General features: G+C 64.4%; 12 protein-coding genes and 2 tRNA genes. 6 read left to right on the top strand and 8 right to left on the bottom strand.

All coding sequences use genetic code 11. The features are described 5' to 3' along the window. Window positions 1–356 precede the first annotated feature (356 nt). Window positions 357–432 (bottom strand) — tRNA-Ile (locus tag U1E20_RS06480). A 103-nt stretch (window positions 433–535) separates the two neighbouring features. Here U1E20_RS06480 and U1E20_RS06475 point away from each other — a divergent pair. Beyond that, on the top strand, window positions 536–1,186 hold the full coding sequence (locus tag U1E20_RS06475) for a class II aldolase/adducin family protein (RefSeq protein WP_409979778.1): 651 nt from the start codon (window positions 536–538) through the stop codon (window positions 1,184–1,186). 18 nt (window positions 1,187–1,204) lie between these two features. On the opposite strand, the gene mtnA is transcribed toward U1E20_RS06475, so the two are convergent. After that, entirely contained in the window at window positions 1,205–2,293 is a 1,089-nt protein-coding gene (mtnA, locus tag U1E20_RS06470; protein ID WP_409979777.1) for an S-methyl-5-thioribose-1-phosphate isomerase, read from the bottom strand. Between the two features lie 118 nt (window positions 2,294–2,411). On the opposite strand from mtnA, the gene U1E20_RS06465 reads away from it, so the two are divergent. The 3 genes from U1E20_RS06465 to U1E20_RS06455 all read left to right on the top strand — a co-directional run bounded on the left by U1E20_RS06465 (window position 2,412) and on the right by U1E20_RS06455 (window position 5,407). Further along, complete coding sequence (locus tag U1E20_RS06465; RefSeq protein ID WP_409979776.1) at window positions 2,412–3,596, top strand: GNAT family N-acetyltransferase; 1,185 nt, start codon at window positions 2,412–2,414, stop codon at window positions 3,594–3,596. A gap of 90 nt (window positions 3,597–3,686) precedes the next feature. Next, on the top strand, window positions 3,687–4,445 hold the full coding sequence (locus U1E20_RS06460; RefSeq protein WP_409979775.1) for a peptidase: 759 nt from the start codon (window positions 3,687–3,689) through the stop codon (window positions 4,443–4,445). Beyond that, a complete protein-coding gene (locus U1E20_RS06455) occupies window positions 4,442–5,407 on the top strand; it encodes an L-threonylcarbamoyladenylate synthase (RefSeq protein WP_409979774.1) in 966 nt (321 codons plus the stop codon). Before U1E20_RS06460 ends, U1E20_RS06455 begins: the two co-directional genes overlap by 4 nt. On the opposite strand, the gene U1E20_RS06450 is transcribed toward U1E20_RS06455, so the two are convergent. Then, a complete protein-coding gene (locus tag U1E20_RS06450; RefSeq protein WP_409979773.1) occupies window positions 5,404–6,444 on the bottom strand; it encodes a hypothetical protein in 1,041 nt (346 codons plus the stop codon). The genes U1E20_RS06455 and U1E20_RS06450 overlap by 4 nt on opposite strands. A gap of 165 nt (window positions 6,445–6,609) precedes the next feature. Between U1E20_RS06450 and pgi the strand changes: the two genes are divergently transcribed. Then, on the top strand, window positions 6,610–8,244 hold the full coding sequence (gene pgi, locus U1E20_RS06445; protein WP_409979772.1) for a glucose-6-phosphate isomerase: 1,635 nt from the start codon (window positions 6,610–6,612) through the stop codon (window positions 8,242–8,244). Between the two features lie 97 nt (window positions 8,245–8,341). On the opposite strand, the gene U1E20_RS06440 is transcribed toward pgi, so the two are convergent. From U1E20_RS06440 to U1E20_RS06420, 5 genes are all read right to left on the bottom strand, one after another. Next, on the bottom strand, window positions 8,342–8,629 hold the full coding sequence (locus U1E20_RS06440) for a GIY-YIG nuclease family protein (RefSeq protein ID WP_409979771.1): 288 nt from the start codon (window positions 8,627–8,629) through the stop codon (window positions 8,342–8,344). A 107-nt stretch (window positions 8,630–8,736) separates the two neighbouring features. Beyond that, a complete protein-coding gene (locus tag U1E20_RS06435) occupies window positions 8,737–9,852 on the bottom strand; it encodes a methyltransferase (RefSeq protein ID WP_409979770.1) in 1,116 nt (371 codons plus the stop codon). A 142-nt stretch (window positions 9,853–9,994) separates the two neighbouring features. Next, window positions 9,995–11,152: a glutathionylspermidine synthase family protein gene (locus U1E20_RS06430; RefSeq protein WP_409979769.1), complete on the bottom strand. Its 1,158-nt coding sequence runs from the start codon at window positions 11,150–11,152 to the stop codon at window positions 9,995–9,997. Next, complete coding sequence (locus tag U1E20_RS06425) at window positions 11,152–11,508, bottom strand: hypothetical protein (protein WP_409979768.1); 357 nt, start codon at window positions 11,506–11,508, stop codon at window positions 11,152–11,154. Before U1E20_RS06425 ends, U1E20_RS06430 begins: the two co-directional genes overlap by 1 nt. Window position 11,509: 1 nt before the next feature. After that, complete coding sequence (locus U1E20_RS06420; protein ID WP_409980362.1) at window positions 11,510–11,902, bottom strand: DUF350 domain-containing protein; 393 nt, start codon at window positions 11,900–11,902, stop codon at window positions 11,510–11,512. A 388-nt stretch (window positions 11,903–12,290) separates the two neighbouring features. On the opposite strand from U1E20_RS06420, the gene U1E20_RS06415 reads away from it, so the two are divergent. Next, window positions 12,291–12,367 (top strand) — tRNA-Arg (locus tag U1E20_RS06415). The last annotated feature ends 35 nt before the right edge of the window (window positions 12,368–12,402 follow it).

Raw genomic sequence — 12,402 nt, 5'->3', positions numbered from 1 at the left:
TATTGCGCAACCTCTGTTAAGACATGCCTGCTCTATGAGCCGGGATGGCTTGGAACTGGCTGTTCCTGCAGGGTTCCCGGCGGGCTCGCGCGCGGGACGGTCATTCAGTAGAGTTTCGCAAATTCGCACGATGCGAAACGTTCGACGAGACTGCGGCCGAGTGAGGGGCTCGGCCGCAGTTGAGCGTCGCTTCTACCGCAGTTGAGCGTATGACCCGCTCCAAAACGCGTGGACCGGACGGCGCGTCCTTGATTCGCGTCTATGAATTTTCGAATAGCAAAAGGGTTTTGATTGGCGGATTGGTGAGAAAAGTTTTGAACGATTTGCGAAAGAGGTCAGTATGACATTGATTTTGCTGGTGGGCCGGGCAGGACTCGAACCTGCAACCAGACCGTTATGAGCGGCCGGCTCTAACCATTGAGCTACCGGCCCCGAGAGGGGACGCCTCTCCTATACCGCAACCCCGAGGCGCGCAAAATCGCCCGGTCGGGTCCGCGCTTGTCATGGCGGGCGCCGCGCCTGTAAGGCTGTTCGCATGAACGAGAGCGACGCGCGCGCGGCGATCGTCGAGGCCGCGCGGGAGATGGAGCGGCTGGGCCTCAACCACGGCTCCGCCGGCAATCTGTCGCTGCGCGCGGGCGACGCCGCGCTGGTCACGCCGAGCGGCGTGCCAAGCCGCGAACTCTCGCCCGAATCCATCGCGCGCATGCCGCTCGCGGGCGAGGGCGCTTTCGACGGTCCCTTGCCGCCGTCGAGCGAGTGGCGCTTCCACCTCGACATCTATCGCGACAGGCCGGACGTGAACGCCGTCGCCCATATGCATTCGCCCTATGCGACGACGATCGCGACGCTGCGGCGCGAAATTCCGGCGGTGCATTACATGATCGCGGCCTTCGGCGGCCCGACGGTGCGCTGCGTCGATTACGCGCCTTACGGCACAGCCGAGCTGTCGCGGCTCGTCGTTACCGGACTTAAAGATCGCGACGGCGTGCTGCTCGCCAATCATGGCGCGATCGTCACCGGCGCGACGATGCGCCGAGCCCTGTGGCGCGCCGTGGAGCTTGAAGCGCTCGCGCAAGTCTTCTATCTCGGCGCGCTGGCCGGCGAACCCGTCGTGCTGTCCGACGATGAGATCATGCGCACCGTGGAGCGCTTCAAGAATTACGGAACGCGCGAGACCGCGTGAGCCGCTGGTTGTGAAGGCTTAGCCTGCGAGGTCCGGGAACAATCCCTGCAGCCCTTTTTCCGTTGCGGCGCAGACGCCGCGCTCGGTGATCAGCCCTGTGACGAAGCGCGACGGCGTCACGTCGAAGCCGAAATTGCGCGCCGGGGAACCATCGGGGGTAAGCTGAATCTCGATCGGCGTCCCGTCGGCGCCGCGTCCGCTGATATGGGTGACTTCGCGCGGGCTGCGCTCTTCGATCGGAATGTCGCGCACGCCGTCGGCGATGCGCCAGTCGACGGTCGACGAGGGGAGAGCGACATAGAAGGGCACGTTATTGTCATGCGCGGCGAGCGCCTTGAGATATGTGCCGATCTTGTTGCAGACATCGCCGGCGCGCGTCGTGCGGTCGCTGCCGACGATGACGAGATCGACAAGCCCGTGCTGCATCAGATGGCCGCCCGCGTTGTCGGCGATGACGGTGTGAGGCGCCTCTTCGCCTAAGAGTTCGAAGGCGGTGAGACTTGCGCCCTGGTTGCGCGGTCGCGTTTCGTCGACCCACACATGAATGGGGATTCCTTGCCGCGCCGCCGCATAGATCGGCGCCAGCGCCGTGCCCCAATCGACGGCGCAGAGCCAGCCGGCGTTGCAATGGGTGAGAATGTTGACCGGGCGGTCGCCCCGGCGCGCCTTGTCGATGAGTTCAGCGCCGGCGCGGCCGATCGCCTGACAGGCGGCGACGTCTTCTTCGGCGATTTTCGCGGCCTCCGCATAGGCGAGGCTGACGCGGTCCGAGACCGGCGCGGAAAGGAGAAGCGCGCGCAGCCGATCGAGCGCCCAGCGCAGGTTGACCGCCGTCGGCCGCGTGGCGAGGAGCAGGGCGTGGGCGCTCTCGATCGCGGCGTCGCTCGGATCGCGCCAGGCAGCGAGCGCCATGCCATATGCCCCCGTCACGCCGATCAGCGGCGCGCCGCGCACGTTCATATTCGCGATCGCTGCAGCGGCGTCTTCGCAACTTGCAAGCGTTTTCGTCTCGAAGCGATGCGGCAGCCTTGTCTGATCGATGATGTGGACGCGCCGTCCGTCCGGGTCGAGCCAAATCGTTCTGTAGTCGCGGCCGTCGATTCTCATGCTTGATTTTCGCCTGCTCAAAAGTCGCGCTTGGATGGCGTCGCGATGAGCGCCATGATAGCGGGCGCCGCGACGCCATGCCAGCAGGCGCTTGAAACGCGGCGGCTTCACTGGACAGATGGCGCAAGGATTTTCGGTTCGATACGCGGAATCGCTCGAGTCCGTCGCCGCGGCGGACTGGGACAAATGCGCCAATCCGCCCGGTCCGCCGGACTCGGTCGGCGAACGCTACAATCCCTTCGTTTCGCACGGCTTTTTACGCGCGCTCGAACTGTCGAAATCGGTGGGCGCGCGCAGCGGCTGGATCCCCGCGCATACGCTCGTCGAGGATTCGCACGGCCGTCTAGTCGCCTGCGCGCCAACTTATATCAAAATGCACAGTCTCGGCGAGTATGTGTTCGACCACAACTGGGCTCAGGCCTATGAACACGCCGGCGGGCGCTACTATCCAAAGATTCAGGTGGCTTCGCCCTTCACGCCGGTCACGGGGCGCCGGCTGCTGGTCGCGCCCGACGCCCCGGAGGGCGCGCGCGAGGCGCTGATCGGCGCATTGGAGGAATTACGCAAGGCGACCGGCGCCTCTTCCATCCATGTGACTTTTTGCACGGAGGACGAGCGCGTCGCGCTCTCCGGCGCCGGCTTCTTCGATCGCGCCGGAGAACAGTTCCACTTCGTCAATGACGGCTATGCCGACTTCGAGGATTTTCTGGCGCGGCTGACGGCGCGCAAGCGCAAGGCGATCAGGCGCGAGCGGCGCGACGCGCTCGGCGGCGGGCTTGAGATCGATCTCCTCACCGGAAACGACATTCGGCCCGCGCATTGGGATTCGTTTTTCGCCTTCTACATGGATACGGGGGCGCGCAAATGGGGCCACCCCTATCTGACCCGCGCCTTTTTCGACGAGATCGGCGCGCGCATGGCTGACCGCGTCCTGCTGGTCATGGCGCGCCGCGGCGCGCGGCATATCGCCGGCGCGATCAATTTTCTCGGCGACGACGCGATCTATGGGCGCAACTGGGGCGCATTGGAGGAAGTCCCCTTCCTGCATTTCGAGGTCTGCTATTATCAGGCGATCGACTTTGCGATCCGCCACGGTTTCAAGCGGGTAGAGGCCGGCGCGCAGGGCGAGCATAAGATCGCCCGCGGCTATCGGCCGGCGATCACCCATTCGGCGCACCTTTTCGCCGACCCCCGCCTCGGCGAGGCGGTTTCGGCCTATTTGGCGCGCGAGCGCGCCGCCGTGGCGGAATGGGCCGCCGAACATTCGGCCGAACTTCCCTACAAGGCCGAAAATGACGGCTGATTTCGTCGCGCTGTGGCTTCGCCGCACTTGTGCGCTGGCCTGAAACTTGTAAGTCGTGGGCCGTTTGGCGCGAACGGCGGCGGGACTCTCATGACCTATTGTTGCGGCATTCTGGTGCGCGATGGGCTGGTGATGATCGCCGATACGCGCACCAACGCCGGGCTCGACAATATTTCGACCTTCCGCAAGCTCTATCTCTTCGAGCGGCCCGGCGAGCGCGTGCTGATGCTCGCCGCCTCGGGCAATCTCTCGGTGACGCAGGGCGTCGTGAATTTCATCAGCGACGGGATCGAACGGCCCGAGACCGACGTGGTCGAAACGGTGATGAACACGCCCAATATGCTGCACGCGGCGCAGCTCGTCGGACGCGCCGTGCGCCTGTCGCGCGCGCAGACGAGCAGCGCCGAGGGCGAGCCGGCGGCGCAGGGCGTCAATTTCGACGTGTCTCTGCTGCTCGGCGGCCAGATCGCCGGCGGTCCGCTCCGCCTCTTCATGATCTATACCGCCGGCAACAGCATCGAATGCACGCCGGACACCAATTATCTGCAAATCGGCGAGCACAAATACGGCAAGCCGATCCTCGACCGCGCCGTCACCTTTGACACCGACATTTATGACGCGCTGAAAATCGGGCTGATTTCGATGGATTCGACCATGCGCTCGAATCTTTCGGTCGGCATGCCGATCGACGTCGCGCTGCTGCGGCGCGATGCGCTGCACATCGAAATGGCAACTCGGATCAATTCGGACGACGCCTATTTTCGCAGCCTGCGGAACAGCTGGTCGCAGGCGCTGCGCGACGCGCATATGGCGATCCCGAAGCCGCCTTACAGCGGCCGCGACGCGTGACGATCATCGCGCCGGCCGACGCCGCGGCGATCGGCAAGGCCGCGGCGATCCTGCGCGACGGCGGGCTCGTCGCCTTTCCGACCGAGACGGTCTATGGGCTGGGCGCCGACGCCACGCTGGCCTGGGCGGTGGCGCGCATCTACGATGCCAAGGATCGCCCGTCGTTCAATCCGCTGATCGCTCACGTCGCCGATATTGAGGCCGCGCGCCGCGAGGCGGCGCTGCCCGAGCTCGCGCTGCGTCTCGCCGCGGCCTTCTGGCCGGGGCCGCTGACGATCGTTGCGCCGCTCGCGCCGGGCGGCTCGATCTGCGATCTCGCCCGCGCCGGCCTGCCGAGCGTCGCTGTTCGGATTCCCGCGCATCCGGCAGCGCAAGCGCTGATTGAGGCGCTGGGCCGGCCGATCGCGGCGCCGTCGGCCAACCGGTCCGGCCATGTCAGCCCGGTGACCGCCGCGCATGTCGCCGAAGACCTTGCCGGCAAGGTCGACATGATCCTCGACGGCGGCCGCACGCCGGCCGGGCTCGAGTCGACGATCGTGTCGTTCTGCGAAGCTTCGCCGGTTCTGTTGCGGCCCGGCGCGGCGCCGCGAGAGGCGATCGAGAAAATCCTGGGCGAGAAGCTTTCAGCGCCGGCGCGGGCGGAAATCCTCGCGCCGGGCATGACGCCGTCACATTACGCCCCGGCCGCGCGGTTGCGGCTGGACGCGCATGAGATCAACGCGGGCGAAGCAGCGCTCGATTTCGGCGGCAGGCTCGCCACGCAGGCCGGACCGGAGACTTTGGTGCTCGACCTTTCGCCGTCGGGCGATCTCGTCGAGGCGGCGGCCAATCTTTTCGCTTATTTGCGCGAGTTCGACGCGCGCGCAATCGCCAACGTCGCGGTGGCGCATGTGCCCGAGCGCGGATTGGGCGAGGCGATCAATGACCGGCTGCGGCGCGCCAGCGCGCGGAAGCTGGATTAAGCCGCGAGCGCCGTCGGCGTCGCTGCGCGCAGGCAGAAATCCTGCGTCGCCGCGGCAGGTTGACCCTTAACATAGGGGCATTCGTAACCTCGCGCGGCAAAATCGCCGGCGCCGACCGAGCACATTTCCACCGCGAGGCGGGTCAGCCGGTTGAGCACCGGCTCCTGCACCCAAGAGAAACGCGGGGCGTCGGGCGCCACGGCGCGCATCGCCGCCTTGCGGCTCAAATTATTTTCATAGCTCATGCGCGCCTGCCATCCGGCCTGCGGCTCTTGCCAATCGTTCACGACGATGACCGGCCCGCGCAGAACCCGCGCGTCGTGCTCGGTGCGCTCGATCAGCGCCATTTCGCCGCGCCTGACGCCGGCCAGGGTAAAGAGCGTCGGACGCGCCAGCGGCGCGCTGGCGATGCAATCGACCGCCTCTTCAAAATTCGCGCAATTTTCAAAGGCGTAGCGCAGCAGATGGTCCGGCGGCCAGCCGCCTTCGCTGGCGAAGGCGTCGCGCAGATTGAGCGCGGCGTCATAGGCGAAGCCGAGCGTCCCCTGGGTGCGCCGCTTCATCGGCGCCTGGTTGATCGCGGCGCAAAAGCGCCCGGGCGCCATGGCGCTGAGCACGCCGACCGCGCCGGGCCAGGTGGCGTTGTAAAATTCGCCGGCCGCGCCGGACTGCCAGGCGATCTCGACCGCCTTTCCGAGACCTTGGAAGGGCCAATCGAGCGTGCGCCGCAGCCGCGGCCGGCCGTGTTTGTCCTCATAGGCCTGGGTGGTGCAGGCGAAAAGATAGGACATGTTCAGCGTCATCGCGCCGGGAAAGCCGAGAATGGCGACGATGCGCTCGAGTTCCGCCCGATAGGCGGAAGCGGAGCGCTTCAGCCAATTCGCCGCGATGCGGTCAATCGGCGGCAGGCACACGCGCCCCACCGGCGCCACCGCGCCAAGGCAGGCTTTGCGCAGCGCCGCGGCCGCATCGACCCGCGCCGTCGCATGGGCGACGGGACCGCCGTCGCGCACGTCGAGGAAGGGAATTGCGTTCATCGTCGACCTGCTGTCAGAAAACCGTCATGGAACGGATATGGATTTCACATCCCGCTGTCACAATACAGTAAAAATTTAGGGCGCTTCGTTGCGTCGCACAGGCCGGCGTTCCCAAGACTGCGAATCGGTTACAAAGGGCCTCACTGTTTGCTCGTCGAGAATCCAATGTCGGACGCCGTCGCCGTCGCTTTTGACGCACTGAAATTTCACGCCGCCGCCTTGGAGCGGACTCGAACGCTCGATCTCTTCTCCGAGGACCCGACGCGCTTTAAAAAATTCAGCGTCCATCTCGACGATCTCATCTTCGACTTTTCCAAGCACAAAGCGACGCGCGAAACGATCGCGCTGCTGGTTTCGCTCGCGAATTCGCGCGATCTCGAAGCGCGGCGCGATGCGCTGTTCTCAGGGGATCCGATCAACAACACCGAAAAGCGCGCCGCCATGCATATGGTGCTGCGCGATCTCTCCATGCGCCCGCTTCTCGTCGGCGGCGAGGACATGCGGCCGCTGATCGAAGCTGAACGCGAGAAGGTTTTCGCTTTCGCGCGGGCGGTGCGTTCGGGCGAGGTCCGCGGCGCGAACGGCGCGCCGTTCAGCGATGTGGTCAATATCGGGATCGGCGGCTCTGATCTCGGCCCGGCGATGGCGTCGCGCGCGCTTTCGCCCTTTGCCGGCGAGGGACCGCGCATGCATTTCGTCGCCAATGTCGACGGCGCCGATCTCGCCGATACGCTGCGCAATCTCGATCTGGCGCGCACGCTGTTCATCGTCTCGTCGAAGACTTTTACGACGCAGGAGACGATGGCGAATGCAAGAAGCGCGCGCGCCCAAATCGTCGCGGCGCTTGGCGAAGCCGCGGTGAAAGCCCATTTCGCCGCCGTCTCGACGCGGCTCGACAAGGTCGCGGAATTTGGAATCGATCCTTCGCGCGTTTTCGGTTTCTGGGATTGGGTCGGCGGACGCTATTCGCTGTGGTCGTCGATCGGCCTGGCGCTCGCGATCGCCGTCGGGCCCAAGCATTTTCTTGAGTTTCTGCGGGGCGGCCACGATATCGATACGCATTTTTGTGAAGCGCCGCTCGAACAAAACATCCCCGCGCTGATGGGATTGCTCGGCGTCTGGCACAGGAATGTGATGGGTTGCGGCGCGCATGCGGTCATTCCCTATGACCAGCGGCTCGCGCGGTTCCCCGCCTATCTGCAACAGCTCGATATGGAGTCGAACGGCAAGTCGGTGACGCGCGACGGCGCGCCGGTCAGATTTAAGACCGGCCCGGTGATTTTCGGCGAACCCGGCACCAATGGCCAGCACGCCTTCTTTCAGCTGCTGCATCAGGGAACCGACGTTATTCCGATTGATTTCCTGGTCGCGGCCGAACCCACCGCCGCTAACGAACATCACCACGAACTGCTCTTCGCCAATTGCCTGGCGCAGGCCGAAGCTTTTATGCGCGGCAGGACTCTTCAAGAAGCGAAGGCGCAATTGCGCGGGCAGGGGCTGAGCGAAGAAGAAGTCGAGCGTCTTGCGCCGCACAAGACTTTTTCCGGCGACCGTCCGTCGAGCGTGCTGCTCTACCGCCGGCTCGATCCGCGCACGCTCGGTCGACTGGTCGCGCTCTATGAGCACAAGGTCTTCGTTCAGTCGGTGATCTGGAACATCAATCCCTTCGACCAATGGGGCGTCGAGCTCGGCAAGGAGCTGGCGAACCGTCTGGCGCCGATCGTCGAGAACAAGGATGAATCGACCCAAGGACTCGACGGATCGACGGCGGGGCTGATTGCTTGGAGACGGGCGCATTGAGTCGCGCGTCATTGTGAGCAAAGCGAAGCAATCCAGCCTTCCGCGCCCTCTTGGATTGTTTCGTCGCCTTTGCCTCCCCGCCATGGCAGCTTGCCCGTCACAGCAACTGTTCATAGAGATCGCGCCATTCGGGATTCATTGTCTCGATCAACGAAAGTTTCGTTTTGCGCGATCCGGCTTTGATCTGTTTCTCTCGCGCGATCGCGTTTGGCATCGTGTCGTAGAATTCATACCAAACGAGCTTGTTGCATCCGTAACGAGACGTGAAGGCTGGCGACGCAGCCTGACGGTGCTGCCAGATGCGCTGCGACAGGTTTGACGTGACGCCGGTGTACAGCGTGCCGTTGCGTTTGCTCGCGACGATATCGACAGCCGGGCATTTCATAATCCCGGACGTTATGCCGTCATTGCGAGCGAAGCGAAGCAATCCAGCAGCACGCGGCGATTTCTGGATTGCTTCGTCGCTGCGCTCCCCGCAATGAGGAGCTGGTCTCACACCGCCTTCGCCACAAGAATGCTGGCAAGCGCCGGCAAGGCGTTGCGCAGCAGCCGAAAATCGCCAAACCCTGCTTCGCGCAGCAGCGCCTCGATGTCTTCGACGCGGCGTGGTTCGCCGCGGCCCATCGCCAGCGTGTAAAAGCCGTAATAGGCGTCGAGCGGCTCGGCGCCTTTGACGCCGGACATGCCCTCGATGATGAGCAGCGTCGCGCCGGGCGCGAGCGCCTTGCGCACATTGCGCAAGAGTCTGAGCGCCGACGCATCGTCATGATCATGCACGATGCGGATGAGCGTTGCGACATCGGCGCCTTCGGGCAGAGGATCGTTGAGAAAATCGCCGGCGCAAATGTTTGCGCGCGCGAGCAGGCCCGCCTCGTCGAGCCGCACTCTCGCCCGCGCCGCCACGGCGGGAAGGTCGAAGAGAGTTAGCTGCAAATTCGGCGCGCGGGCTGCGGCGGCTGTGAGGAACACGCCTTCGCCGCCGCCGATGTCGAGGAGGCGCCGATGACGCGAAATATCGTAAGCGTCGAGCGCTTCCTGCGCGACCATCGGCTGAGTCGCCGCCATGAAGGCGCTGTAGGGGGCGACTTGCTGCGCTGAAAGAGTCTCCGGCGCGTTCCCGTCCGAATAGGGCCAATAGTCGGCGAGGCGCCCGCGCTTTTCCCCGCGCAGCAGCGCCACCGGATCGATAAGATCGGCATAGAGCATCGGCTGATGCTCGACGATCATGAGCGCCGCGGCATTGCCGGCGAAGGCGGCGCCGAGCAGCCCGAGCCCATATCCGCCGCCGCGCCGCTCGGCGAGATCCAGCGAAACGGCCGCCTCAAGCAGGCGATGCGTCGCGGGTTCCGACAACGCGAGTCGCGCCGCGAGCGCGTCGAGGCTCAAAGGGCCGTCGCGCAGCGCGTCGAAGAGCTTGAGTTGCGCGCATGCGACGAGAACCTGCGAATAGACAAAGCCGGCGGCGAGATCGAGTCCGGCGCGCGCGCCGCGCCGCGCCAGAGGCCGCGTGAGAGGATTGTTCAGCGCAAAGCGCTGAAATCGAGGATCGGCGACGCGCCTGTCGCGGACGCGGCGCAACCGATCCAAGCATTTGTCGAGAAAATTCAAGACGACGCCTCGGGTTGACGGTTTTCGCCTTAGCATGGCGAGTGGACGTCGTCTTGTCGGGCGGAACCGGCGCTGCGGCGCAATGGTCCTTCCTACGGGAAAGCCGCGCGTCTGCGCCCGTAGCTCAGTTGGAGAGAATGCTTCAACCGACGATCGCATGCGGCGTGAAGCGCGAGCGGTTGGAGGTGATGAGCGCGGTATCCTCCCGGATGCCGAGACCAGCCGGCGCATCGCCAACGAGCCAGCAGCCGAGGACCGGATACCGACCGTCGAAAGCGGGCAGGGGGCAAAGCGCCTGGCGCACATATCCTTCCTGGCCATAGCCGTCCGTTTCTCCGCGGGCGACGCAGTCGCCGTCGATCAGCTCGACGTCGGCCCCCTCGCGCGAGTAGAGCGGCTTGCGCGCATAACGCGCGCCGAGATCTTTCGCTCGCGGGTCGTCCTCGAAATAGCAGGGCAGAAGGTTCTTGTGTCCCGGCGCCATGTCCCAGAGCAGCGCCAGCGCGCCCTTGTTCGACAAAATCATCCTCCAGGGCGGCTCGACGAAGCGCGTCCGCCCGAGGGCGGCGGATTTGCCGAAAGGATCGGCGAACATCCATTCCCAGGGATAGAGCTTGAACAATAACTCGATCTTGCGCCGGTGCGGATCGACGAACTCCTCGCGCCACAACCCTATTCCACTCATGTCGAGAAGCTTCGTCCTGACCCCTGCCTCTCGGGCGCATTCGGCGAGATAGGCCGTCGTTCCCGCATCTTCTGCGTTTTTCGACATGCAGCAGAGATGCAGCAAGCGGCCCCGCGTAATCTCCTGCAATCGCATCACAAGTTTCTCATGCAGCGCGTTGAACTGATCCGCTTCTTGCGGCAGCTCGCCCCGCGCGATTTGCGATTGGAGCCAATGCCAGTGAACGACCGAGGATTCATAAAGGCTCGTCGGCGTGTCGGCGTTGAATTCGAGGAGCTTGGGATCGCTCTTCCCGTCGTAGACGAAATCGAAGCGGCCATAGAGCGAGGGATCGCGCCGCATCCAGCTCGCGCGAATTACGTCGAAGGCGCATTCCGGGATTTTCAGTCGCCGCATCAGATCGTCCCGTTCGACAACCTGCTCGATGAGCGAAAGGCAGAGCGCATTGAGCTCGGCCGTCGTCGCCTCGATCCTGTCCTCAATCTCCGCGAGCGAGAAGACGTAGCGGGCGCTTTCCTCCCAATAGGGCTCGCCATCCGCGTAGGCGTATTCGAAACCCATCTTTTTTGCTTCGGCTTCGAAATTGGGACGCGGCGACGAGGCCTCGCGCTTCATTAGCCGCCTCCGCCATGCCAGCCGCCGAAACCTCCAAAGCCGCCGAAGCTTGCACGTCCCTCACCGCCGCCCCCGCCGCCGCCTCCGCCACCGGACGATCCCGAGTGGGAGGAGCGTCTGGTCTCATCGGCCGAGTCCGTCGTGTCCCCCGACGTGCATCTTACCTGTTCAGCCCATAGAATCAGGAGAAGCAGCAGAAACGCCACCGCGAAAGGCGCGCCTATCGCGAGATAGACCGCCCGCTGCTGCTCTGCGTCGGACCGCGCTGGCGCGCCGGCGAAGCCTTTCGGCGCATGGGAGATGATTGGCGGCGGGTTGAGTCCGCGCTTGCCGGAGCTTCCGTCCTCTTGCGTCATGTCACGGACTCATGCAAGCGGCGCTGAGGATTCCGGCCGAAATCGATACGGCCGCGACCCAGAGCGCGGCGGCGATCGCATTCTGCTGGATGGCGTGCGACAAGCCCGGATGTCCGAATTTGGCGAGGCCATAGGCGAGGACTTGGACGGCGAAAGCGACGAGTCCCCACGCCAGGAACTCGATTGGCGACCGCGTATTGTGGATCGCGCCGGCGAGCGCGATGGAAAAGCCGATGAGGCTTCCCCCGAGCGCGACCGAGGCTGAGGCGTTGTGCTCGCGAACGATGAGTTGAAACTCGCGATGCGGCGTCAGCCGAACATAGACGGCGCAAAAGGCCACACAAAAGACGATGGCTGCGGCAAAGTAGGCCGCAAAAGCAAGGAGTCCAGATATAAGCTCGTTCAGAGCCGCGCCTCCGAAATCGAACTATTCGCCTGGTCAGGGTAACAGGCGTTACCGCTCCGCACAAGCTGTGCGCGCCTTCTCAAGTTCCGATTAGGTCGTGATGTTACGATCGTTGTATTCTATGCGAAGGAGGCTGCGCCGCTGCCATCAATGCGATAGAGGGAGCGATCTAAACGATCTATTGCGCCGAGAACGTTTGCTGCACGACCGCGACGCGCCCATCGCCGGCGCGGCGCCATCGCTCCCGCACTGGGTCGAGAACGGTCAAGAGACTCCTGACGCTTGCGGGCCGCCATAACACGAGGCTGTAACATTTATCTCATGGGCCGAGCCGCCGTTGCGGGGCGGCGGCCCTTCCTGTAGAAAAGCTACGCGTGCGCCCGTAGCTCAGCTGGATAGAGCGTTGCCCTCCGAAGGCAGAGGTCAGAGGTTCGAATCCTCTCGGGCGCGCCACTTTAGAACAAAACCGGGAACGCCAATTTCCGCCG

Source organism: Methylocystis sp. (assembly GCF_046349115.1).
Classification (GTDB): domain Bacteria; phylum Pseudomonadota; class Alphaproteobacteria; order Rhizobiales; family Beijerinckiaceae; genus Methylocystis.
Note: the sequence above shows the minus strand (reverse complement) of the source record. Positions and strands in the feature narration are given on the sequence as shown.